The sequence below is a fragment of the Saccharothrix longispora genome, from assembly GCF_031455225.1.
GTDB lineage: Bacteria > Actinomycetota > Actinomycetes > Mycobacteriales > Pseudonocardiaceae > Actinosynnema > Actinosynnema longispora.
In genome coordinates this window covers 4,375,386-4,397,927 of the sequence record NZ_JAVDSG010000001.1, presented here as the reverse complement: position 1 = coordinate 4,397,927, position 22,542 = coordinate 4,375,386, and the positions used below count along the sequence as shown (strand labels likewise).

Here is a 22,542-nt window from a genome sequence, read left to right as displayed (position 1 = left end):
TTCCGCACGCGCACCACCACGAAGCCACCCTCCCAGTGCCCTGAGCAGCGGACCGCAGGTGCCCAGGAGGCTGGAATGCCCGTCGTCCCCCTGCCCGAGCGCCCCGACGCCGAGCAGCTCCGTACGCTCGCCAAGGACCTGCTGCGCCGCGTCCGCGCCGCCGAACCGCGTGCGCCGGCGCTCGTCGCCGAGCACGCCCCGGACCTCCCCGCCGACGGCGTCACGCCGGCCGCCGCGCAGCTGGTGCCGGCCCGCCACCACGGTTTCCCGAGCCGGCCGCGGTTGCGGCGGCACCTGGCGGACCTCGACGCCGCGCCGGACGAGGGCGTGCTGACCGCGGAGAACCGCTACCGCGTGCACCGCGGGTGGGCGGAGGCCGCCGCCGTGGCCCGCTGCGCGCGGCTCGCGACCGCCGGGCACCCGCCCGCCGGGTCCTGGCGGCCGGTGCTCACCGCGCGGCACGCCGGGGTGCACGTCGTCGTCTTCTCCACTCCGGACGGTCCGCTGTTCGCCGAGCTGACCCCCACCACCACGACGCTGTCCCGGCCGGTGACCGCCGCACCGCCCGCGGTGGCCTTCCACACCACCGCGGGCACGATCGCCGGCGTGGTGCCGCGGGGTACCGCGCGGGTGGCCGTGGAACGCCCCGGTGGCCGCTACGCCAAGGAGAACGCGATCCTGGCCGACGGGCTGTTCGTCGTGCCCAACGCCTTCGCCGTCGACGAGCGCGACGTCGTCCTGCACGTCGACGGCGGCGGAACGGACGTCGCCGTCCCGCCGCGCGCCGGGGCGTGGCCGACCGGCCCCTCCCGGCGGGCGACCGCGAGTCCGAGGCCGGCCGCCGCCTGGCGCTCGCCCTGGCGCGGGCCGACGTGCGGCCGGTCGTGGACCCGTCCTGCCGGGAACCCGGTGCGCACGCCGCGCTGACCGGCGACGAGTCCGTCCAACTGGGCCGGTACGGGGACCTGCTGCTCCACCACCTGACCGGCGGTGAGCCGTACGTGCACGACTTCGGGCCGCGGCACGGCCCGGTGCGCGACTTCGCCGTCGTGGGCGGGACCGTCGCGCTGACCAGGGTGTACCACGGCTTCGTCGACGACCGCAGCGACCGGGTCGCCCTGGTCGGCTGGTGGACCGGGACGCGGTCGCCTCGGTCGTGCTGCGTCGGCGGGACGCGCCCGACCTGCCGGCCGTGCTCGCCGGCGGCACCCTGGTGATCGCGTCACCGGACCTGCGCGAGCTGCGCGAGCGGGGACCGGTCACCGAGCGCGTGGTGGCGTTCGACGCCGCCGGGGACGTCGTGGAGGACCTGCCGCACCAGCGGTAGCCGTCAGCGGACCAGGCCCCGGAGCACCGCGACGGCGTGGGCCGGCGCGGGGGTCCGGTCGTCGGCCCGGACGGCGGCCACGAGGTCGATGCGCGCCGCGCGGCCGGACAGCGGCCGGTGGGCGACGCCCGGCACCCCCAGCCGGGCCACCGGTTCGGGCACCACGGCGATCCCCAGGCCGGCGGCGACGAACGTGACCAGGGTGGAGGTCTCGGCGACCTCGTGGCGCACGCGCGGAGCGAAGCCCTCCTCCCGGCACAGCGCGAGCACGGTCCCGTGCATCACCGACCCGCCGGACGCGTGCACGACCAGGTCCTCGCCGCGCAGGTCCGCCACCCGCAACCGCTTGCGCGCGGCCAGGGGGTGCCGGTCGGGCAGCGCCACGATCAACCGGTCGGTGCGCAGGGTCTCCAGCCGCAGCGCCGGTTCGTCCACCGGCGGGCGCAGCAGCGCCAGGTCGATCTCGTGCCCGAGCAGCGCCGCCACCTGGGCGGGCACGAGCATCTCGCCGCGGAACGCGACGTCGATGCCGGGGAAGTCCTCGCGCAGCGCGCGGGCGAAGGCGGGCAGCAGGCTGTAGGTCGCCGACCCGACGCAGCCGACCACGAGCCGCCCCTGCACGCCGGACGCCACGCGCCGCGCCTCGTCCGCCGCGTCGTCCACCTCCGCCAGGATCGCCCGCACCCGCCGCAGGTAGGCGGCGCCGGCGTCGGTCAGCTCGACCCGCCGCCTGCTCCGGTCGAACAGCAGCACGCCCAGTTCCTCCTCCAGCCGCCGGATCTGCTGGGACAGCGGCGGTTGGGCCATGTGCAGCCGGGCGGCGGCGCGGGTGAAGTGGCGCTCCTCGGCGACGGCGAGGAAGTAGCGCAGGTGGCGCAGCTCGGTCATACCCCCAGCGTCTCAGAGGCGACGGGAAGGGTATTTCCGCGTATCAGTGCTCGTCGCCTACGGTCGGTGGCATGAGCGATGTCGTGATCTGCGAACCGGTCCGCACCCCGGTCGGCCGGTTCGGCGGGGCGCTCGCCGCGCTCGACGCCACCGACCTGGCGACGACCGTGCTGGCGGAACTGGTGCGCCGCACGGGGCTCGGCGAGGGCGACGTGGACGACGTCGTGCTCGGCCAGTGCCACCCGAACGGCGAGTCGCCCGCCGTCGGCCGGGTCGCCGCGCTCGACGCGGGCCTCGGCGCGGCGGTGCCCGGCCTCCAGGTCGACCGCCGCTGTGGCTCGGGCCTCCAGGCCGTCCTGTACGCCGCGGGGCAGGTCGCGACCGGCGCGGCCCAGCTGGTCGTCGCCGGGGGAGTGGAGTCGATGTCCCGGGTGGAGCACTACGCGCTGGGCCTGCGCACCGGCGTGAAGCAGGGCGGCGTGCAGCTCGTGGACCGCCTCGACCGCGCACGGGTGACGGCCGGCGGCCGGAGCCACCCGGTGCCCGGCGGGATGGTGGAGACCGCCGAGAACCTGCGGCGCGAGTACGGCATCGCGCGCGAGGAGCAGGACGAGCTGGCCGCCCGCTCCCACCGGCGGGCCGTCGCCGCCCACGAGGCCGGCCGGTTCGCCGACGAGCTGGTGCCGGTCACCGTCCCCGGCCGGCGCGGCGCGCCCGGCGCGGTGGTGGACCGCGACGAGCACCCGCGCCCCGGCACCACGGCGGAAGGGCTGGCCGCGCTCACGCCGATGCGGCTCGCGCTCGACCCGGGGGCCACCGTCACCGCGGGCAACGCGAGCGGGCAGAACGACGGCGCCGCCGCGTGCGTCGTGACCACCCGGGACGAGGCCGAGCGGCGAGGGCTGCGCCCGCTGCTCGCGCTGCGGTCGTGGGCGGTGGCCGGAGTCGGACCGGAGGTGATGGGCCTCGGCCCGGTGCCCGCGACGGAGGCCGCGCTCGCCCGCGCCGGGATCACCCTCGCCGACGTCGACGTGATCGAGCTGAACGAGGCGTTCGCCGCGCAGGTGCTGGCCTGCCTGCGCGAGTGGGGGCTCGACCCGGAGGACGACCGGCTCAACCCCAACGGGTCCGGCATCTCGCTCGGGCACCCGCTGGGCGCGACCGGCGCGCGCGTCCTGGCCACGATGGCGCACGAGGTGCGGCGGCGCGAGGCCCGCTACGCCCTGGAGACGATGTGCATCGGCGGCGGCCAGGGGCTCGCCGCGGTCTTCGAGCGGGTCGCCCCGTGAGCCGCGACAAGGTGGTCGCCACCGCGGCCGAGGCGGTCGCCGACGTCACCGCCGGGTCGAGCGTGGCGGTCGGCGGCTTCGGCCTCGCGGGCATCCCGTGGGTCCTCGTCGAGGCGCTGCTGGAGCAGGGCGCCGACGACCTCACCGTCGTGTCGAACAACTGCGGCGTGGACGGCGCAGGGCTCGGCCTGCTGCTGGAGCGGCGGCGGATCAGCCGGGTCGTCGCCTCTTACGTGGGGGAGAACAAGGAGTTCGCCCGGCAGTACCTCTCCGGCGAGCTGACCGTGGAGCTGACCCCGCAGGGCACGCTCGCCGAGCGGCTGCGGGCGGGTGGCGCGGGCATCGGCGCGTTCTACACCCCCACGGGGGTCGGCACGCTCGTCGCGGAGGGCGGCCTGCCGTGGCGCCACCACCCGGACGGCACGGTCGCCGTCGCCTCGCCGCCGAAGGAGGTGCGCTCCTTCCACGGCCGGGAGATGGTGCTGGAGGAGTCGATCGTCACCGACGTCGCGCTGGTGCGCGCCGCGGTCGCCGACCGGGCGGGCAACTGCGTGTTCCACGCGGCGGCCCGCAACTTCAACCCGGCGGCGGCGATGGCCGGCCGGCTCACCGTCGTGGAGGCCGAGCGCGTCGTGGAGGCCGGGGGGATCGGCCCGGACGAGGTGCACCTGCCCGGCGTGTTCGTCCAGCGCGTCGTGCCGCTCACACCCGAGCAGGCGGCGCGCAAGGGCGTCGAGCAGCGGACCACGCGGGGCGAGCGCCCCGGTGCGGGAGAGGAGGCCCGACGTGCCCTGGACCCGTGACGAGATGGCGGCCCGCGCCGCCGGCGAGCTGGGGGACGCCGAGTACGTCAACCTCGGCATCGGCCTGCCCACGCTGATCCCCGACCACCTGCCCGCCGGGTCGGCGGTCACCCTGCACGCGGAGAACGGCATCCTCGGCGTCGGTCCCTTCCCCTACGAGGACGAGGTCGACCCCGACCTGGTCAACGCGGGCAAGCAGACCGTCACCGTGCTGCCCGGCGCGTCCTACTTCGACTCCTCCACCAGCTTCGCGATGATCCGCGGCGGGCACGTCGACACCGCCGTCCTGGGCGGCATGCAGGTCTCCGCCGCCGGCGACCTGGCCAACTGGGTGGTGCCCGGCTCGGTGGTCAAGGGCATGGGCGGCGCCATGGACCTCGTCTCCGGCGCGGGCCGGGTGATCGTGCTGATGGAGCACACCACCCGGCGCGGCGAACCGAAGCTGCTGCGCTCGTGCACGCTGCCCCTGACCGGCCGCGGCGTGGTCTCGCGGGTGATCACCGACCTGGCCGTGCTGGACGTCGCCGGCGGCGCCTTCCGGGTGGTGGCGCTGGCGCCCGGCGTGACCCTCGACGAGGTCGCCGACCGGACCGACGCGCCCGTGGAGGACGCCACTGCGGCAGGATGACCGCCGGGGGTGGTGGACGTGCCCGAGGGGTGGCAGTGGGACGGCACGCTGTTCCGGGGGAGCGCGGCGCACTACGAGCGCGGCCGGCTGCCGTACGCGCCGGGCTTCGCCGGCGCGGTGGCCGGGGCGCTCGGGTGGGACGGTCGGGGCCGGGTCCTCGACGTCGGCTGCGGGCCGGGCACGGTGACGCTCGACCTGGCCCCGTTCTTCACCGAGGCGGTCGGCCTCGACCCGGACGAGGACATGCTGGGCGAGGCCGGGCGGCGGGCCGACCGCCTCGGGGTCTCCGGCGTGCGCTGGGTGACCGGCCGCGCCGAGGACCTGCCGGCCGGCCTGGGGGAGTTCCGGGCGGTGGTGTTCGCCCAGTCCTTCCACTGGACGGACCGCGACCGCGTCGCCGCCGCCGTGTTCGGGATGCTCGCGCCGGGCGGCGCGTTCGTCCACGTCGGCGACCTCAAGGACCCGCCCGCCGGGGCGACCCCGCTGCCGCTGCCCGTCCCGCCGTACGAGGGGATCGCCGAACTGGTGCGCCGCCACCTCGGCCCGGTGCGCCGCGCCGGGCAGGGCACGCTCCCGCACGGCACGCCCGGCCGCGAGGACCTCGTCCTGGCCCGCGCGGGGTTCGAGGGCTTCGCGCGGCTCGTCGTGCCGGCCGGGCAGGTGGTCGAGCGGACCGAGGACGACGTCGTGTCGTGGGTGTTCTCCTGCTCCTTCTCCGCCCCGCACCTGTTCGGCGACCGGCTGGGCGACTTCGAGCGCGACCTGCGCGCGCTGCTGCGCCGGACCTCGGCGGACGGCTTCGCCGAGCACGTGCCGCCCACCGGGGTCATGACCTGGCGCAGGCCCGGCTAGCAGCCGATCCGGCGGGAACCCAGCGCGATGTCGTCGTACCAGAGGTCGTAGGCGCCCTCGTTCGGCTGGTACAGCTGCCAGCCGATCTTCACCGTGTCGAAGCGCGGGAACAGGAAGTCGACCTGGTTGCCGCCGTGCTCGCGGGTGGAGACGGTGAGGTCGGGGCGCGGCTCGCCGTCGAACCACAGCTCGACCCGGTTGTCCGTCGCGTCCATGCGCCACTCGACGCACTGCCAGCGACCGGCCTCGGAGGGCGCCGACTCGCGCCAGTTCGTCCAGTCGCCGGTCGGGCCGCCGTCCGCGCCCACGCCCCACAGCGCCCGGTCGAGCGTGGGCACGTACTGGCCGCCGAGCGGGCGCACGACCTCCGGCCCGTCGCCGGTGGCCTCGACCAGCGTGTAGTGCGCCCAGTCGGGTTGCGCCGGGAACCCGGCGACCTTGACCCGCACCCGGCCCCAGAAGCTGTTGCCGGGCGGGCTGAAGTCGTCGACCTTGAGGAACGCGCGGCCGTTGCCCTCGGCCCGCACGTGCAGCACCTTCTGCCCGCGCCGGTCGCGCTCGACCTCCAGCGAGCCGTTCTTCGTGTCCACGCCCCACCGCAGGCTGGTGCCCGCGCCGGTGGGGACGCGCTGGAAGTCCTCGCAGAACAGCAGGCCGGGCCGGTCGCACGTGCCGGGCCGGTGGTCGGCCGGGCCGGCCGCGGCGACCGGGAGGGCGACGACCGAGAACAGGGCGGCGAGGACCGCCGACGACAACCGCTTCCGCACGGGGGGCTCCTTCTGCGCTGAGGGGGCAGAAGGCAAGCTAGCCGTTCTGGGAACGCTCCCATACCCCTGACCGGCGGCATCGGGGTTGATCTCCGCCGCGTCGGGTCAGGCCCGGTGCGGTCAGGCCCCGGCGGGGTCAGGCCCCCGTGGGGTCGCCCGCGACCAGGCGGACGGCGAAGCCGCTCTCGTCGCGGCGCAGCGCGACGTGCGCGCACAACTGGTGCACCAGCCACAGGCCCAGGCCGCCGAGGTCGCGGTCCGGGGCGGGCAGCAGGCCGGCGAACGGGTCGGTGGGTCCGGCCCCGGTGTCGTGGACCTCGACGACCACCCGGTCGCGGTCGGCCCACACCCTGAGCCGGACCGGCGGCGAACCGTGCCGCACCGCGTTGGTCGCCACCTCGCTGACCGACAGCAGCAGGTCCTCGAACTCCGCCGCGGACAACCGGGCCCGGTTGGCGTCCGCGACCGCCTGGCGGGCCTCGGCGGACGTGCGGACGACCACGTCGACCAGCGGTGGCGTGGACTCGATCGGGAGGGGCGCCGCCGGTCGCGGTTCGGCGAGGAACGCGGGCGGCGGCACGTAGTCGCCGACGGTGTGGCGCCCGCCGCCGGCGGTGAGGGCGAACGGGTGCGTGCGGGCCACGTCGTCGAGCACGTGCCGCGGGGTGTCGCGGGTGTCGTAGAGGCACATGCTGCGCAGCGGGAAGTCGTCGTAGGCGTGGTTGACCGCCGACTCGTAGCGGGCCCACCAGTCCCACGAGGTGGTCAGCGCCGCCTTCGGGACCTCGCCGGCGATGCGGATGCCGCGCGCGCCGTCGGCCACGAACCCGGCCATCATCTCCCGGTAGGACCGGATCGCGGAGGCGGGGCGGGCATAGACGTCGTCGTTGGCGGTGAACACCACCCCGGCCGAACGGGGGAGCGCCGAGCGCACCAGCTCCGACCGCTCCGGTGCCAGCGACACCACCGTCGGCTCGCCCGCCTCCAGCCCGTCGAGCAGGAACGGCACCACGACGGACAGCAGGTCCTCGTCGGAGGCGTAGTAGGCGGCGGAGTGGTCGTAACCCCGACCGTGGGCGTCGGTCCTCATCGCACCGGCTCCACGCGGACCCGGGTCACGCCCAGCAGCCGGAGGAGGTGCCCGGGGTGCGACAGCGGCGTCCGCAGCACCACCGTCGTCCCGCGCCGCTCGGCGTGCCCGGCCAGGGCGAGCAGGTTGCGGTGGTCGACGAACTCCAGCCGGGCCGCGTCGACGACCACCTCGCCGTCGGTGGCCGGCAGTTCCGCGCGCTCCAGCGCGAGCGGCCACAGCTCGCGCGCCTCCGCGTCCAGCCGGCCGGCCAGCGCGGCGGACGCGCCGTCGCGCGCGTGCAGGTGGAACGGCGCGGTGGCGTCGTCGGCCGGCGGGTGCAGGCAGGCGAGCTGTGCGATGGTGTCGTCCCCCAGTTCGGTCCGGTCGTAGGCGCACATCGCGGACATCGGGTGGGTGGCCATGTAGCGGTCCGCCAGGTGTTCGTAGCGCGCGAACGCGTCGAGTCGGTCGGGGGTGCGCACCAGCGACGTGGCGTCGGCGGCGACGCGGAGGCCGGTGAACCCGTCCGCCAGCGCCTCCTCGGTGGCCGCCGCGTAGGCGCGCACCTGCTCCCGCGGGTCGATCACCGCGTCGGAGGGGTAGGCGGCCTCGGGAGGGGCGAACCGCACGGCACCGCGCCGCAGACCCACGTCGAGGACGCCGGTCGCGCGCAGCCCACGGGTGATGCCGCCCGGGTCGCCGGGCGCCACGTACTGGACGCGTTCGCCCTTGGCGAGCCCTTCGGCCAGGAACTCCGCGGCGCGGGCCTCGAACTCGGCCCGGTCCTCGAAGCGGTGGCACCGGTGGAGCGGGTCCGGCGGCGCGGGCGACTTCATCGGAAGATCCTATGCCACCGCGTCGCCGGGGTCAGGCGTCGAAGCGCGACGGGTCGCCCGCGCCCACGCGGACCACTTCGGGCTCGCCCTGCGAGAAGTCGACCACCGTGGTGGGTTCGGTGCCGCAGTCGCCGGAGTCCAGCACCGCGTCCACGAGGTGGTCCAGGCGCTCCTTGATCTCCCAGCCCTGCACCAGCGGCTCCTCCTGGTCGGGCAGCAGCAGCGTGCTCGACAGCAGCGGCTCGCCCAGCTCGGCCAGCAGGGCCTGCGCCACGGGGTGGTCGGGGATGCGGGCGCCCACGGTCTTCTTCTTCGGGTGCATCAGCCGGCGCGGCACCTCGGTGGTGGCCGGGAGGATGAACGTGTAGCTGCCCGGCGTGGCCGCCTTGATCGCCCGGAACACCGAGTTGTCCACGTGCACGAACTGGCCCAGCTGGGCGAAGTCGCGGCACATCAGCGTGAAGTGGTGGCGGTCGTCGAGGTGGCGGATCCGGCGGATGCGGTCCAGGGCGTCCTTGTTGCCCAGGCGGCACCCCAGCGCGTAGCAGGAGTCCGTGGGGTAGGCGATCAGCCCGTCCGCCTTGATCAGCGCGACCGCCTGGTCGATGGCCCTGCGCTGCGGGTTCACCGGGTGCACGTCGAAGTACCTCGCCATGCGGGGAGCCTATGCGCGTCGCCCCGCTGCGCGCGCGGCCACCCCGCCGGGGCCGGTCCGCGCCCGTGATCGGCGGGTTCCCCCCGCTCAACCTGTTAGCGGGGTTTGCCACCCGACGAGGCGAATCAGGTGCTCCTCACTCTGCGAAATCGGCCACTAGGCCATTAGTGTCGGGTGTCCGGTCGGCAGTGGTACGGCCTCGTCGAAGGGGTGCGGCCGCCGACGCTCGCGAGCAAGGGGCCACAAGCCGGCTCGTGGAGGTTCTTCGCGTTACGTCGCGGCGCTGATCGCCACATGTCCCCAGGATGAGGAAGTCATGAGCAGGGTGTCACCCATGATCGTTTTCTACTCGCAGTTGGTAGTTCACCCGCTGTTGTTCACTCGATTGGGCGTACTGCTTGTTGTCGTCGCCACGCTGCTGACACCCTCGCCGGCGTCGGCCGACTTCTACCCCTCGCGGGTGAAGGTCTTCGTCGCCAACAGCGGTTCCGACTCGGTGACGGTCTACGACACGCGCCTGGCCGAGGTGGTGGCCACGGTGCCGGTCGGCAAGTACCCGGTCGGCGTGGGCGCGGCGCCCGGCGGTGAGCGGGTGTACGTGACCAACGAGCAGTCCGACACGCTCTCCGTGCTCGACGCGCGGGGGCACGGCGTGGTGGCCACGGTGCCGGTCGGCCGCAACCCGTACGGCGTGGCCGTCACCCCGACCCACGCCTACGTGACCAACTTCGGCTCGGACACGGTCACCGTCGTGGACGTCGCGACCAACAAGCCCGTCCGCGACGTCCCGGTGGGCCGCTTCCCGCACTCGGTCGCCGTGAGTCCGAACGGCAAGCGCGTCTACGTGACCAACAACGGCGACCGCACCGTCACCGTCCTGGACGCCGGCAGCCACAAGCCGGTGGCCACGATCCCCGTCGGCCTGTACCCGGCGGGCGTCGCCGTCAGCCCGGACGGCGAGCGGGTGTACGTGACCAACACCGGGTCGAACTCGGTGACCGTCATCGACGCCGACGACCACCGCCCGGCCAGGACCACCCCGGTCGGGAACGCCCCGCTGGGCGTCACGGTCACCCCGCGCGGCCGGGTGCACGTGGCCAACACGGGCGCCGACACCGTGTCCGTCCTGACCCCGTCCGGCGATCCGGCCGGCCCGGCGGTCCCCGTCGCCCACCTGCCCGAGGGCACGTCGGCCAACCCCGACGGCAGCCGCGTGTACCTGACCAACACCGGGGCGGGCCTGATGTCCCTGCTGGACCCCGTGTCGGGGAGCGTCGTGTCGACCGTGCCCGTGGGCAAGCAGCCGGAGGGCCTCGCCGTCACGTCGTGACCCCGGCGGGCGCGGCGGCGATGTGGCGAAAGCGCCACATCCGCCCGCGCCGACCGGTTCACTGGTCGTGGAGGTGGTGCGCGTGGGTGACGTGGTGTTCGCCGGTCCGGGCGTCGAGTTGGCCGGTGCGCTGGACGTGCCGGAACGCGGCGGGCCGGTGCCCGGCGTGGTCCTGGTCGGAGGCTCCGGGCCGTCCGACCGCCACAACGACGTCCACTTCCCGCCGATCCGCCGGCACCTGGTGGACGCCGGGATCGCGGTGCTGTCCTACGACAAGCGCGGCGTGGGCGGGTCTTCGGGGAACTGGCTGGACGGGACGCTGGACGACCTCGCGGCCGACGCCACCGCCGCGCTGGACTTCCTGCGCGCGCGGCCCGGTGTCGCGAGCGCAGGGCTGTTCGGCCACAGCGAGGGTGGCTGGGTCGTGCTGCGCGCCGCGACCGCGCGGGACGACGTGCCGTGGGTCGTGGTGAACGGGTGCCCCGGCATGACGCCCGCCCTCCAGGACCGCTACGGCCTGGAGAACGAGCTGCGCCGCGACCTGTCCCCGGACGACGTGACGGCCGCGCTGGACCTCTACGACCGCCTCGTCGAGGCGGGCAGGCGCGGCGCGGACTTCGCCGAGGCGACCCGCCTGATCCGCTCCTCGCGGCTCCCGCCGGCCGTCACCGCCTACACGGAGGGCGTGGACGAACGCCTCTGGGGCTTCCTGTGCCGCAAGCAGGACCACGACCCCGCGCCCGACGTGGTGGGCCTGCGCTGCCCGCTCCTGGCGGTGTTCGGCGGCGCGGACGCGGTGGTGCCGGTCGCCGGCAGCGCGCACCTCCTCACCGCCGCCGCGACCCACCCCGGCCGGTTGCCCGGCGCGACCCTGACCGTGCGCGTCTTCCCGGGCGCCGACCACCGCGTGCAGGTCGACGGCGGTCCGGCCCCCGGCTACCGGGAGGCGCTGGTCGACTGGATCACCGGTCACGCCTGAACGGTCCGCCGCACGACGGGGTCGTGGGCGGGGACCGCGGGAAAGCCCTTCACGAGCAGCAGCGCGCCCAGCGCCACCTCGAACAGGCCGCCCGGCACGGACAGCGCCACGCCGACCCGGTGCCCGAGGACCTCCAGCACGGCCCCGAGCAGGAACACCGCGTAGCCGACCGCGCCCCACACCGCCAGGGCGCGCGGCACGAGCCGGGCGCGGAGCAGGGTGCGGCAGAACAGCACGCCGACGGCGCCCGCGAAGATCATCGCGAGTTGGTACGCGTAGTGGTCGCCCTCGTTCGCGGACGTCCCGAGCAGGAAGACGATCCCGACGGCCAGCAGCACCGCCTCGGCCGCGCGGCCGGTCAGGTAGGCGTGCGCGGTGAGCTCGTCGTGCGGCCTGAGCACGGGCAGCGCCAGCACGCCGATGCCGACGACCACGGCGGAGTTGACCAGCATCAGCAGCGCGCCCGCCGGGACCGATCCGGCCCCGACCAGGGCGGTGCCCCCGCCGTACGCGAAGAACGCCAGCAGGAACAGGGCCCCGACGGCCCGTCCGGTGGTTCTCGGTGACATGGCTCCCGCCTTCCAGCAGGTCACTGGCCTTACTTAGTAAGGTGAACGGTAACGTACTGAGCGAGCCGTTGTCACCACGCAGTCGGGGAGGTCACGTGCCGGGGAACCGCGCCCCGCTCAGCCGGGAACGGGTGCTGCGCGCCGCCGTCGCCATCGCCGACGCGGGGGGCCTCGGCACGTTGACGATGCGCTCCCTCGCCCGGGAGCTCGACGTCAAGCCCATGTCGCTCTACCACCACGTCGCGAACAAGGACGAGATCCTGGACGGGATCGTCGACCTCGTCTTCGGCCTGATCGACCTGCCCTCACCCGACGGCGACTGGCGGCACGAGCTGCACCGCCGGTCCACCTCCGCCCGCCGGGTCCTCGGGCGCCACCCGTGGGCGGTGGGGCTGCTGGTGTCGCGCACCGCCCCCGGCCCCGCCACGCTGCGGCACCACGACGCGGTCGTCGGCACCCTGCGCCGGGCCGGTTTCCCGGTGGACCTGACCGCCCACGCGTTCGCGCTGCTCGACAGCTACGTGTACGGGTTCGTCGTCCAGGAGGCCGCGCTGCCCTTCCGGGGCGACGACGGCGCGGCCGACGTGACCGGGCGGATCATGGACGGGTTCTCGCCCGGCGACTACCCGCACCTCGTGGAGATGGCGACCGGGCACGTGCTGCTGCCCGGCTACGACTTCGGCGACGAGTTCGGGTTCGGGCTCGACGCGGTCCTCGACGCCATCGCCGGGTGGCTCCGGTGAGCGGTCGGCGCCCGACCGGTCAGAGCTTGGCCCGCACCCGCGCCGCCTCGGGGTGCCCGAGGTCGCCGAGGACGGCCGCGGACTCGCGCCACGCCGCGCGCGCCGCGTCCGGGTCGCCCGCCGCGCGGTGCGCGTCGCCCAGGCGGTCCAGGGTGGCGGCTTCCTCGTAGCGCTCGCCGAGCGACCGGTACAGCGGCAGCGCCTCGCGGAAGTGCCGCACCGCGCGGTCGTGGTCGCCGAGGCGGTGGTGGGCCAGGCCGAGGCTGTCCGAGGTGACCGCCCGCCCCAGGACGTCGCCCAGGTCGGTGAACATCGCCAGCGCGCGTCCGCACGGCTCCAGCGCCGGACCGGCCTCGCCGAGCGCCAGGTGGAACCAGCCGACCGCGTTCAGGGCCGACGCCAGGTCCACGGAAGGACCCAGCGGGTCCAGTTCGGACAGAGCGGAACGCATGCGCGCCAACGCCTCCGGGTAACGGGACGCCGCCTCGGCGACCGCGGCCAGGTTGCGGTGCACCGCGGCCCGGCCGCGCGGGTCGTCCACCAGGTCCAGGGCGCGGTGCAGGTAGGACTCGACGCGCGCGAGGTCGCCCGCCACGGCCGGCGCGCCGCGCACCTCCTCCCAGTACCCGGCGGACCGGCAGAACACCATGATCGCCTGCGGTATCCGCCACGCGTGGTCGAAGCCGTGGAGCGCCGCCCGGGGGATCGTCGCGAACAGCGTCGCGCGTTCGGCGTCGAACCACGCCAGGGCGTCCTCGCGGGTGGCGATCGGGGGCGTGACGACGCCGGGCAGGGGAGCGGTGGTGTCGGTGGGGCGGTGCGGGAAGACGGCCCGGTTGCCCGCCAGCGCGCCGTGCAGGTAGTGGTCCAGCAGGCGGTGCACGGCGGCCTGCGCCTCGGCCGCGTCCAGCAGCCCGGCCCGGTCGCCCGCGTACTCGTGCACCAGGTCGTGGAACGAGTACCGGCCCGGGGCGTGCTCCACGAGCAGGTTCACCCGGCCCAGCTCGGCCAGGGCGGCGCGCGCGGCGCGCGGTGGCACGGCCGCCAGGCTCGCCGCCGCCCGCACCGACACCTCCGGACCGGGGTGCACGCCCAGCAGGTCGAACATGCGGGCGGCCTCCGCGCCCAGCCGCTCGTGCGACCAGGAGAACACGGTCCGCACGCTGGTCGACGCGTCGCCGCTGTCCAGGGCCTCCAGGCGGGCCTCGGCGAGTTCGCCGGCGAGCGCGCGCAGCGGGAACGACGGGTGCACGGCGGCCCGCGCGGCGACCACGGCCAGCGCCAGCGGCAGCCCGGCGCAGTGCGCGACCAGGTCCCGCACCGCCCCGGGTTCGGCGGCCACCCGGTCCGCGCCGATCCGGCGGCGCAGCAGCTCCCCGGCGGCGTCCTCCTCCAGCACGCCCAGCACCAGCGGCGTCGCGCCCTCGCGGGCCACCAAGCCGGTCAGCGCGTCCCGGCTGGTCACCACCGCCAGGCACCCCGGCACTCCCGGCAGCAGCGGGCGGACCTGCTCGCTGTCGCGCGCGTTGTCCAGCAGCACCAGCACCTTCCGCCCCGTCAGCACACCCCGGTACAGGGCGACGCGCGCGGCGGGCGTGGCCGGCACCCGTTCCGGCGGCACGCCCAGCGCGTGCAGGAACCCCAGCACCGCCTCGTCCGGCTCCAGCGGCACGCCGGTCGGGTCGAACCCGCGCAGGTTGACGTACAGCTGCCCGTCCGGGAACCGCTCGGCCACCTGCTGCGCCCACCTGACGGCCAGCGCCGTCTTGCCGACGCCCGCCGGCCCGGTGATCGCGGCGGTGGCGAACTCGCCGTCGTCCAGCCCCTTCGCGAGCCCGTGCAGCTCCTCGTCGCGTCCCACGAACAGCGGCGCGTGCACCGGCACCTGGCGCGGCGCGGGCGGGGCGTCGCCGGTGTCGGCCAGGACCTCCCGGTGCAGCTCCCGGAGTCGCGGACCGGGGTCGACGCCCAGTTCGTCGGCCAGCAGCGCGCGCACCGACCGGTAGGCCGCCAACGCCTCCGCCTGCCGCCCGGAGGCGTGCAGCGCCCGCACCAGCAGGCCCCAGAACCGCTCGTCGAACGGGTGCTCGCGGGTCAGCGCCCGCAGTTCGGCGACGACCGAGTCCGCGCGCCCGGCCACCAGGTCGGCCTCGACGCGCCGTTCGACCGCGGTCAGCCGCTCCTCGACCAGCGGCGCGACGTCCTCGCGGTGCAGCACGTCCGAGCGCACGTCCGACAGCGGCTCGCCGCGCCACAGCTCCAGCGCCTCGGCGTGGTGGCCCTCCCCGACCAGGGAGCGGAAGCGGTGCAGGTCCAGTTCGTCGACCTCGGCGACGTACCCGCCGGGAGCGGTGCGCACCGCGTCCACCGGTCCGAGCGACTGCCGCAGCCTGGTGACCACCATGTGCAGTGCCGCGCGCGGGTTGGCCGGCGCGTCGTCCCACAGCCGGTCCACCAGCTCGTCGACGGCGACCACCCGGCCGGCGCGCAGCAGCAGCGTCGCCAGCAGCACCCGGGCCTTCCCGGCGGGCACCGCGACCGGCTCGCCGCCGCGCCGCACCTCCAGCGGGCCGAGCACGCGGAATTCCGTAGCCATCGAATCGATCCTAGTCACGCGTACGGTGGTGGACGACCGACCGAATGGACGAGCGGAGCACGGATCATGGCGTTGTACGGACGGGTCGCGCGGACCGAACGGCTCACGCGGGAGATGGTCCGCGTGGTCCTCGGCGGCGAGGGGTTGGCCGGGTTCGAGACCGGTCCGTTCACCGACAGCTACGTGAAGCTGGTCTTCCCGCTCCCCGACGTGGTCCACCCCGAGCCGTTCGACCTGCGCGAGGTGCGCGCGTCGTTGCCGCGCGAGCGGTGGCCGAGGACCCGCACGTACACCGTGCGGTCGTGGGACCCGGCGGCCCGGGAGCTGACCATCGACTTCGTCGTGCACGGCGACGACGGGATCGCCGGTCCGTGGGCCGCCAAGGCGCAGCCGGGGGACGTGCTGCACTTCGCCGGTCCGGGCGGTGGGTACGCGCCGTCCGCCGAGGCGTCCTGGCACCTGCTCGCCGGGGACGAGAGCGCGTGGCCGGCCATCGCGGCGGCCGTGGAGGCGTTGCCGGCGGGTGCGCGCGCGACGGTGCTCGTCGAGGTCGAGGGGCCGGCCGACGAGCAGGTCGTGCGCAGCGCGGGCGAGGTGGACCTGCGGTGGCTGCACCGCGCCGGCGGGCCGCGCGGGCGGCTGGTCGTGGACGCGGTGCGCGGGCTGGAGTTCCCGGCCGACGGGGTGCAGGTCTTCGTGCACGGCGAGGCGACCATGGTCAAGGAGTTGCGCGGGCACCTGAAGCTGGAGCGCGGCGTGGCCCGGGAGCGGATGTCGATCTCCGGGTACTGGCGGCTCGGCGCGGACGAGGACGGCTGGCAGTCGTCCAAGGGCGAGTGGAACCGGCAGGTCGAGCAGGAGCAGGGCTGATCGGGGGGCGGGTCAGCCGAGCACGTCGAGCAGGCCCAGCGGGGTCGGCGGCGGGAGCGGGCCGTCCGCCTGGAACGCCTGGAGGAAGAAGGCGACCAGGCGGCGCGACGCGGCCACCGCCGCCTCCACCGAGTCGGTGACCAGGCCGTTGTTGGCCATCAGCACCAGGGTGAAGTCGTCGAGCGCGAAGTCGGGGCGCAACCTGCCCGACTCCTTGGCCCTGGCCACCAGCGCGGTGAACGCCTCCACGGCACGCGCGCGCCGCTCGTCCACCGGCACGGCGTCGGGGAACGCGCTGAGGAACGCCGCGCTGAACCCCCGGTCCCGCGCCTGCATCTCGCACAGCACGGTGACCACCCGGCAGAACCCGTGCCACGGGTCGGGGTCGTCCAGCGCCTCGTGCACCACGGACGTGCAGTGGTGCAGCTGGTCGGTGAACACCTCCGTGACCAGGGCCTGCCTGGTGGGGAAGCGCCGGTAGAGCGTCGCCACGCCCACCCCGGCGCGGCGGGCGATGCCGGACATGGACGCGGACAGGCCCTGCTCCGCGAACGCCTCTCGCGCCGCGGCCACGACGCGGTCGCGGTTGTGCCGCGCGTCCGCGCGCAACCGAGTGGTCCCACCAGCCATGTCTCTCACTTTACGGCAAGTGGAGTCACCTCTCCGGTTACCGTGTTAGCGTCGAAGTGGAAGGTGCGTTCCACTTAGCTCGGAGGACCGTGATGAGGGCAGTGCTGTTCGACCGGTACGGACCGCCGGAGGTCCTGTACGAGGGCACCGTGCCCGACCTGGTGGTGAAACCCGGTCACCTGCTGGTGCGGGTGCACGCGGCCAGCGTCAACGGCGGCGAGCCGACCGCCCGCGCCGGCGGGTTGAAGCTCGTGCTGGGGCCGCGCTTCCCCAAGCGCACGGGCGTGGACTTCGCCGGCGAGGTCGTGTCCGGTCCGGGATTCGAGCCCGGCACGCCCGTCTGGGGAGCGCTGCCCAGGGGCACGTTCGGCAGTGCGGCCGAGTACGTCGCCGTCCACCCCCGCCAGGTGGCGGTCGCCCCGGCGGGTCTGGACCTCGTGCGGGCCGCCGCCCTGCCCGGCGTCGGCACCACGGCCGTCACGGCGTTGCGGGACAAGGCCCGGCTGCGCCCCGGGGAACGCCTCCTCGTGCGCGGCGCCACCGGCGGCGTGGGCCACGTCGCCGTCCAGTTGGGGCGCGCGTACGGCGCGCACGTCACCGCCCTGGCGTCCGCGGCCAACCTGGACCTCGCCCGCTCGCTGGGCGCCGACGAGGCCGTCGACTACCGCACCGACCCGGCGGACCTGGGCACGTTCGACGTGGTCCTGGACACGCACGGCAGCGACCTCCGTGCCTACCGCCGCCTGCTCCGGCCGGGAGGCCGCATGGTCGCCATCGCGTTCCGCTCGGCGGCCGACGTCGGCTACCTGCTCGCCTCGACCGCCCTCGGCCCGCGCCGTGCGCGGTTCTTCAGCGGCAACCCGAGGACCGACCTGTTCGCCGACCTGACCGCGCTGGTGGAGGACGGCTCGGTCGAGCCGCTCGTGGACACCGTCCACCCGCTCTCCGGCGCCGCGACCGCGCACCGGGCGCTGGAGACCGGCGGCGGGCGCGGCAAGCACGTGCTCCGGGTGCGCTGACCTTCCTCGCCGGACCGTCGCCTATAGGTGAGCGATACAGATCACCCACAGGTGAGTGATTCACTGCGCTGCGTGCCCGGCCGTAACGCGGTGTCGCGCGTTGCGATGAACGGCCTAACACCCGTTCAGTCCACCCGGGAGCGCACAGTGATCGAGAACTCGTCGGCCGGCCTGGTCGTGCTCCAGGCCGAGGTGACCGTGACGGTGACCCGCGAGGAGCACCACCAGGACGCGTTGGCCCCCTACGCCGTCGCGCCGGGGCGGGAGCGGCGGGTGGCCGTCGAACTGGCCTGGTGCACCATCGCGTCCGGCAGGCACCAGGGGGAGCGGGCCGTCGAGGTGCGGCTGGACGGCCGACGGGTCGGCGAGCTGACGCACCTGATGTCGCAGCGCTACGCGGGACTGGTCGCGCAGGTGACCGGGCGGGGCGCGCGGCCGGGGTGCGAGGCCGCGGTGCGGGCCGGTGTGCGCGGGCTGGAGGTCGTGCTCCGCCTGCCGCGCGACACGAGCGGCGTCGTGCCGCTGCGGCAGGAGCCGACCGCCGTGTTCGCGCCGCGGCCCCTGCCGGCACCCGCCCCGGCGGCACGGCCGTCGCGCCGGCCCGTGTGGATCGCGGCGGCGGCCGTCGTGTTCGTGTTCGTCCTCGTCGGAGCGTTGGCGGACAAGGAGTCGCCGTCCACCGCCAACACCGCCGCCGACATCACCACCACCGCCCGCACGACGACGACCACCGCGCCCACGACCACCGCCACCAGCACGACCACCACGACGACGACCACGACGACCACCACCACGAGCGCCCCGCCGCCCGCCCAGCCCGAACCCCAGCCCGAACCCCAGCCCGAACCCCAGCCCCAGCCCCAGCCCCAGCCGAACCCGCAGCCGAACCCGCAGCCGGCACCGCCCGCCCCCGCTCCGGCGCCCGTCCAGGGCTGCCACGCCGGCTACACGCCGTGCGTGCCCATCGCGAGCGACGTCGACTGCAAGCCCGGCAGCGGCAACGGCCCGGCGTACGTGACCGGCCCGATCACCGTCATCGGCCCCGACGTGTACGGCCTGGACTCGGACGGGGACGGCATCGGCTGCGAGAAGTAGGCCGGCCGCGGCTACCGGCTGACGAGTTCCTCCGCCGCGACCGCCCGCGGCGCGAGGACGCCCGCGAACACCACCGCCACCAGGCACAGCGCCACCGGCACGATGAACGCCACGTTCAGCGGGATCCAGTGGGCCAGGCCGCCGATCAGCGCCGGACCGGCCAGCAGGCCCACGTAACCGAGGCCCACCACGCGGGCCATCAGCGCGCCGGACGAGCGCTGGTCCAGGTTGCCCGCGGCGCTGAAGAGCTGCGGCACGCTGCCGGACAGGCCCAGGCCGAACAGCGCCCAGCCCAGCAGCGCCACCGGCAACGACGGGACGACCACGACCAGCGCCAGGCCGAACGCCGCCAGCGCCGCGCCGTAGCGCACGATCGCGACCGGCCCGATCAGCGCGGACACCCGGTCGGTGGCGAAGCGGCCCACGGTCATGGCCACCGCGAACGAGCCGTACGCGAACGCCGCCGCGCTGGTCGACGTGCCCAGGACGTCCTCGGCGTGCAGGGCGGCCCAGTCGTTGGCCACGCCCTCGGCGAGCATCATCGCGAACGCGATCGCGCCCAGCAGCCAGACCAGCTTCGTCGACGGCCTGGCCGTCGGGGCCGCCGCCGACGCGGCCTCGCCGGGCTCGGGGCGCCCGTCCAGCAGGAACCGGCCGGTCAGCAGCGACACCACGATCGTGAACGCGCCGCACGCGCTCAGCGTCACCGCCGTGGGCACGTCCGCGCCCAGGGTGGCCGCGCCGACCAGCGCCGCGAACGCGCCGCCGATCGACCACATCGCGTGGAACGAGGCCATGATCGGCCGCGGGTAGGCGCGTTCGACGACCACGGCGTGCGAGTTCATCGCCACGTCGATGGTGCCGTTGCCGAAGCCGAAGCACACCAGCGCCAACCCCAGCGTCCACCACGAGTCCGCCAGGCCCGGGAAGAACAGCGCGACGCCGAGCAGCACGCCCGCCGCGGGCAGGAGCTTTCGCTGCCCGACCCGGTCGGCCAGCGGACCGGCTACCTGCATGCCGGCGAACGCCGCCGCGCCGAGCACGAGCAGCAGCCCGCCCAGGGTGCTGTGCGAGATGTCGGCGGCGTCCTCCACGACGGGGATGTGCACCACCCACAGGCCCATGGCGAACCCGTTGAGGGTGAAGTAGATCCAGGTCGCGACGCGGGCGGCGCGCGGCAGGGGGGTCGTCACGGGGTCTCCAGTGGTTCGGCTACGTGCACGAGCACCCCGCGCGCGGCCAGTTCGCGCCGCACCTCCCCGGGGGCTCCGGAATCGGTGACCAGCACGTCGGGGCGGTCGACGGGGCAGACGTGGGCGAGCGCGGTGCGGTCGAACTTCGAGCCGTCGGCCAGCACGACGGTGCGCGAGGACACCGCCATGGCCTGCTGCTTGACCTCCGCGTCGGCCAGGGTGTGCGCGGTCAGGCCGCTGTCCAGGCCGATCGCGCACGGCGACAGCACGGCCACGTCGAAGCGCAGCGCCCGCAGCGACGCCAGCGCCAGCGGGCCGACCAGCGCCAGCTCACCGGGCCGGGGTTCGCCACCGGGCAGCAGCAGCCGCACGTCGGGCGCGTCGAGCAGTTCGCGCACCGCGTGCAGGGAGAGCGGCATCACGGTGACCTTCCGGCCCCGCAGCAGCTTCGCGACCTCCAGCGCGGTCGTGCCGCTGTCCAGCACGACCGTCTCGCCGTCGCGGACGAGGTCGACGGCGGCGGCCGCGATGGCGCGCTTGGCGTCGGCGGCGGTCGCCGTGCGCGCGGTGAACGGCGGCTCGACGCCCGCCGGGCTGGTCAGGACCGCACCGCCGTGCACGCGCCGCAGCACGCCGGCCGCCGCGAGCAGGTCGAGGTCGCGGCGGATCGTCATCTCCGAGGCCCCGGTGGCCTCCGCCAGCTCCGCGACCGACACCCGGGTGTCGGAGCGGAGCCGGCCGACGATCACGCGGTGCCGGTCCGGGAGCTTCACGTGAGCGATCGTCGCAAAAAGTGTGCGTTCGAACAAGAAAAATGTTGTTCCGGTCATACCGGTACCGGTGCCATCGGGTGGAGCTCACTCCGGGCGGATCGGATCAGAGGTGCTGTCGGTGGGACTTGGATCGGTTCTTCCTCGGCTGGAAGTAGAAGTGAGACACCCTCTGATTGCCTCGAGTCAAGATCTTTAACGATTCTACCTGGACTGATCGCTTTCGGTTACCGTTTTGGCGCTGCTTGCCTTAAGGTGTCCGAACTCAGTTGGATCGTTTAGGGGGAGTGCATGGGCGCTGAACCGACGACCGGGTCCGGCACGACGACGGCGACCACGTCGGTGATCAGTCCGGTGCCGCTGGGCACGGCGGCCGGCGTGGCGGACTGGGGCGTGGGGGCGCCCGGCAACTCGCGGGCCACCGTGGGCCACAGCACCTACCTCGGGCGCTGCCCGGAACCCACGTGCCCGGCGTCCGTCTACCGCTTCGCCGACGCCGCCGAGGACGCGCCCCTGACGTGCGGCGAGGGACACCGGGTCGAGGAGACCCGCACCCGGTTCCGCCTGCGGCTCACCGGTCCGGCCTGACACCCCGGCCGCGGTCGTCGGCCGCCGGGGCGACGTCGGGGCCGACCTGGCGCAGCTCCTCCACCGCGGCCTTCAGGCCGGCCATGGCGGCGCGGTGGAAGCGCGGGCCGTACGACACCCGCGCCACGCCCACCGCCCGCAGCGTCGCCAGGTCCAGCTCGTCGCCGGTGTTGCCGTTGACCGGGCCGGGCAGCTCGGCGACCAGCGCGGCGATGTCGGCCTCGCGCCGCACGCCGATCGGGTAGACGCAGTCCGCGCCGGCCTCCAGGTACAGCCGCCCCCGCCGCACGGCCTCCGCGAGCCGGTCCGGTCCGGGCACCCCCGCGTCGGGCAGGAAGACGTCCACGCGGGCGTTGACCACGATCGGGACCCCGGCGTCGTCCGCCGCCGCGCGGACCTCCGCCAGCCACCGGGCGTGCGCGCCGGCGTCCGCCAGGCCGCCCGCCCGGTGGTCGGTGTCCTCCAGGTTGCAGCCGACCGCGCCGATCTCCAGCAGCCGGTCCACCAGCTCGCGCGGCGACAGGCCGTACCCCGCCTCGGCGTCCACCGTGACCGGGACCCGCACCGCCCGGACGACCCGCCCGGCGGCGGCGAACATCTCCTGCCACGGCGCGCCCTCGCCGTCGGGGTGGCCGAGCACCGCCGAGACGGCGGCGCTGGCGGTGGCCACGGCGGGGAAGCCCGCGCCGGCCACGATCGCCGCACTGGCCGCGTCCCAGACGTTGGGCAGCACCAGCACCTCCCCGCGGTGCAGTGCGCGGAGCCGGTCCGCGCGGGCCCTCAGCGCCGCCTTGTCGACGGCCGTCGACGTCCACCGGTCCACGTCCACGTGCTCCCCTCCCACCCCCCGGCACGCCTCCCCGCGCGGCAGGTCCGGCAGGAACCGCTCCCGGCCCTGTCCGGACGTCCTCGCGTCGACGCGGCGCGGACGAGCTGATCACCTCGTCGTGGTCGGTGTACCACAGGCGGGCGGTCCGGTCCCGTGGGGCGGCGGTCGGCGTCGTGCCGTCCCGGGCCGTCCCGTCGCCGGGCTCCTGTCGGTG

The 22,542-nt window shown here is 75.3% G+C and carries 24 protein-coding genes; 13 read left to right on the top strand and 11 right to left on the bottom strand.

What is annotated here, in order from left to right; translation table 11 throughout:
• The first annotated feature begins 75 nt into the window (after positions 1-75).
• Both J2S66_RS17630 and J2S66_RS17625 read left to right on the top strand, forming a co-directional pair.
• A complete protein-coding gene (locus tag J2S66_RS17630; RefSeq protein WP_310308213.1) occupies positions 76-927 on the top strand; it encodes a hypothetical protein in 852 nt (283 codons plus the stop codon).
• Positions 885-1,217 carry a hypothetical protein gene (locus tag J2S66_RS17625; protein WP_310308212.1) on the top strand — a complete coding sequence of 111 codons (333 nt, stop codon included), beginning with the start codon at positions 885-887 and terminating at the stop codon, positions 1,215-1,217. The genes J2S66_RS17630 and J2S66_RS17625 overlap by 43 nt, the downstream gene beginning before the upstream one ends.
• Before the next feature lie 113 nt (positions 1,218-1,330).
• Here the strand turns inward: J2S66_RS17625 and J2S66_RS17620 are convergent, their stop codons facing one another.
• Complete coding sequence (locus tag J2S66_RS17620) at positions 1,331-2,215, bottom strand: LysR substrate-binding domain-containing protein (protein WP_310308210.1); 885 nt, start codon at positions 2,213-2,215, stop codon at positions 1,331-1,333.
• A gap of 71 nt (positions 2,216-2,286) precedes the next feature.
• Here J2S66_RS17620 and J2S66_RS17615 point away from each other — a divergent pair, with 71 nt between their 5' ends.
• From J2S66_RS17615 to J2S66_RS17600, 4 genes are read left to right on the top strand one after another with little or no spacing between them, the layout of a single operon-like run.
• On the top strand, positions 2,287-3,504 hold the full coding sequence (locus J2S66_RS17615; RefSeq protein WP_310308209.1) for an acetyl-CoA C-acetyltransferase: 1,218 nt from the start codon (positions 2,287-2,289) through the stop codon (positions 3,502-3,504).
• Entirely contained in the window at positions 3,501-4,307 is an 807-nt protein-coding gene (locus tag J2S66_RS17610) for a CoA transferase subunit A (RefSeq protein ID WP_310308208.1), read from the top strand. The genes J2S66_RS17615 and J2S66_RS17610 overlap by 4 nt, the downstream gene beginning before the upstream one ends.
• Positions 4,291-4,935 (top strand): 3-oxoacid CoA-transferase subunit B, encoded by a 645-nt coding sequence (locus tag J2S66_RS17605; protein WP_310308207.1) that lies wholly within the window; start codon positions 4,291-4,293, stop codon positions 4,933-4,935. The genes J2S66_RS17610 and J2S66_RS17605 overlap by 17 nt, the downstream gene beginning before the upstream one ends.
• 18 nt (positions 4,936-4,953) lie before the next feature.
• A complete protein-coding gene (locus tag J2S66_RS17600; RefSeq protein ID WP_310308206.1) occupies positions 4,954-5,787 on the top strand; it encodes a class I SAM-dependent methyltransferase in 834 nt (277 codons plus the stop codon).
• Here the strand turns inward: J2S66_RS17600 and J2S66_RS17595 are convergent.
• From J2S66_RS17595 to J2S66_RS17580, 4 genes are all read right to left on the bottom strand, one after another.
• Complete coding sequence (locus tag J2S66_RS17595; RefSeq protein ID WP_310308204.1) at positions 5,784-6,554, bottom strand: hypothetical protein; 771 nt, start codon at positions 6,552-6,554, stop codon at positions 5,784-5,786. The two genes, J2S66_RS17600 and J2S66_RS17595, sit on opposite strands and share 4 nt — an antisense overlap.
• Positions 6,555-6,690: 136 nt before the next feature.
• Positions 6,691-7,644 (bottom strand): anti-sigma factor RsbA family regulatory protein, encoded by a 954-nt coding sequence (locus tag J2S66_RS17590; protein WP_310308203.1) that lies wholly within the window; start codon positions 7,642-7,644, stop codon positions 6,691-6,693.
• Complete coding sequence (locus J2S66_RS17585) at positions 7,641-8,462, bottom strand: MEDS domain-containing protein (RefSeq protein WP_310308202.1); 822 nt, start codon at positions 8,460-8,462, stop codon at positions 7,641-7,643. Before J2S66_RS17585 ends, J2S66_RS17590 begins: the two co-directional genes overlap by 4 nt.
• Positions 8,463-8,493: 31 nt before the next feature.
• The gene (locus J2S66_RS17580; RefSeq protein WP_306746618.1) at positions 8,494-9,117 is read right to left on the bottom strand and encodes an L-threonylcarbamoyladenylate synthase; all 624 of its coding nucleotides are present in this window, start codon (positions 9,115-9,117) and stop codon (positions 8,494-8,496) included.
• 334 nt (positions 9,118-9,451) lie between these two features.
• On the opposite strand from J2S66_RS17580, the gene J2S66_RS17575 reads away from it, so the two are divergent.
• Together J2S66_RS17575 and J2S66_RS17570 are read left to right on the top strand one after the other, a co-directional pair.
• On the top strand, positions 9,452-10,447 hold the full coding sequence (locus J2S66_RS17575) for a YVTN family beta-propeller repeat protein (protein WP_310308199.1): 996 nt from the start codon (positions 9,452-9,454) through the stop codon (positions 10,445-10,447).
• An 82-nt stretch (positions 10,448-10,529) separates the two neighbouring features.
• Positions 10,530-11,426 carry an alpha/beta hydrolase family protein gene (locus J2S66_RS17570; protein ID WP_310308198.1) on the top strand — a complete coding sequence of 299 codons (897 nt, stop codon included), beginning with the start codon at positions 10,530-10,532 and terminating at the stop codon, positions 11,424-11,426.
• On the opposite strand, the gene J2S66_RS17565 is transcribed toward J2S66_RS17570, so the two are convergent.
• Positions 11,417-11,995 carry a DUF4386 domain-containing protein gene (locus tag J2S66_RS17565; protein ID WP_310308197.1) on the bottom strand — a complete coding sequence of 193 codons (579 nt, stop codon included), beginning with the start codon at positions 11,993-11,995 and terminating at the stop codon, positions 11,417-11,419. The genes J2S66_RS17570 and J2S66_RS17565 overlap by 10 nt on opposite strands.
• 95 nt (positions 11,996-12,090) lie before the next feature.
• Here J2S66_RS17565 and J2S66_RS17560 point away from each other — a divergent pair, with 95 nt between their 5' ends.
• The gene (locus J2S66_RS17560; RefSeq protein ID WP_310308196.1) at positions 12,091-12,738 is read left to right on the top strand and encodes a TetR/AcrR family transcriptional regulator C-terminal domain-containing protein; all 648 of its coding nucleotides are present in this window, start codon (positions 12,091-12,093) and stop codon (positions 12,736-12,738) included.
• A gap of 19 nt (positions 12,739-12,757) precedes the next feature.
• Here J2S66_RS17560 and J2S66_RS17555 read toward each other — a convergent pair whose 3' ends face one another.
• Positions 12,758-15,334 carry an AfsR/SARP family transcriptional regulator gene (locus J2S66_RS17555; protein ID WP_310308194.1) on the bottom strand — a complete coding sequence of 859 codons (2,577 nt, stop codon included), beginning with the start codon at positions 15,332-15,334 and terminating at the stop codon, positions 12,758-12,760.
• 66 nt (positions 15,335-15,400) lie between these two features.
• Here J2S66_RS17555 and J2S66_RS17550 point away from each other — a divergent pair, with 66 nt between their 5' ends.
• Positions 15,401-16,204 carry a siderophore-interacting protein gene (locus J2S66_RS17550; protein WP_310308193.1) on the top strand — a complete coding sequence of 268 codons (804 nt, stop codon included), beginning with the start codon at positions 15,401-15,403 and terminating at the stop codon, positions 16,202-16,204.
• A gap of 12 nt (positions 16,205-16,216) precedes the next feature.
• On the opposite strand, the gene J2S66_RS17545 is transcribed toward J2S66_RS17550, so the two are convergent.
• Positions 16,217-16,834 (bottom strand): TetR/AcrR family transcriptional regulator, encoded by a 618-nt coding sequence (locus J2S66_RS17545; RefSeq protein WP_310308191.1) that lies wholly within the window; start codon positions 16,832-16,834, stop codon positions 16,217-16,219.
• A 92-nt stretch (positions 16,835-16,926) separates the two neighbouring features.
• Between J2S66_RS17545 and J2S66_RS17540 the strand changes: the two genes are divergently transcribed.
• Together J2S66_RS17540 and J2S66_RS17535 are read left to right on the top strand one after the other, a co-directional pair.
• Entirely contained in the window at positions 16,927-17,853 is a 927-nt protein-coding gene (locus J2S66_RS17540) for an NAD(P)-dependent alcohol dehydrogenase (RefSeq protein ID WP_310308190.1), read from the top strand.
• Positions 17,854-18,000: 147 nt separating this feature from the next.
• A complete protein-coding gene (locus J2S66_RS17535) occupies positions 18,001-18,948 on the top strand; it encodes a hypothetical protein (protein WP_310308189.1) in 948 nt (315 codons plus the stop codon).
• A gap of 11 nt (positions 18,949-18,959) precedes the next feature.
• Here J2S66_RS17535 and J2S66_RS17530 read toward each other — a convergent pair whose 3' ends face one another.
• Both J2S66_RS17530 and J2S66_RS17525 read right to left on the bottom strand, forming a co-directional pair.
• Positions 18,960-20,141 (bottom strand): MFS transporter, encoded by a 1,182-nt coding sequence (locus tag J2S66_RS17530; protein WP_344959604.1) that lies wholly within the window; start codon positions 20,139-20,141, stop codon positions 18,960-18,962.
• Complete coding sequence (locus tag J2S66_RS17525; RefSeq protein ID WP_310308188.1) at positions 20,138-20,914, bottom strand: DeoR/GlpR family DNA-binding transcription regulator; 777 nt, start codon at positions 20,912-20,914, stop codon at positions 20,138-20,140. Before J2S66_RS17525 ends, J2S66_RS17530 begins: the two co-directional genes overlap by 4 nt.
• A 288-nt stretch (positions 20,915-21,202) precedes the next feature.
• On the opposite strand from J2S66_RS17525, the gene J2S66_RS17520 reads away from it, so the two are divergent.
• Complete coding sequence (locus J2S66_RS17520) at positions 21,203-21,499, top strand: hypothetical protein (protein ID WP_310308187.1); 297 nt, start codon at positions 21,203-21,205, stop codon at positions 21,497-21,499.
• Here the strand turns inward: J2S66_RS17520 and J2S66_RS17515 are convergent.
• Entirely contained in the window at positions 21,483-22,328 is an 846-nt protein-coding gene (locus J2S66_RS17515; RefSeq protein WP_374726091.1) for an isocitrate lyase/PEP mutase family protein, read from the bottom strand. The two genes, J2S66_RS17520 and J2S66_RS17515, sit on opposite strands and share 17 nt — an antisense overlap.
• Positions 22,329-22,542 lie beyond the last annotated feature (214 nt).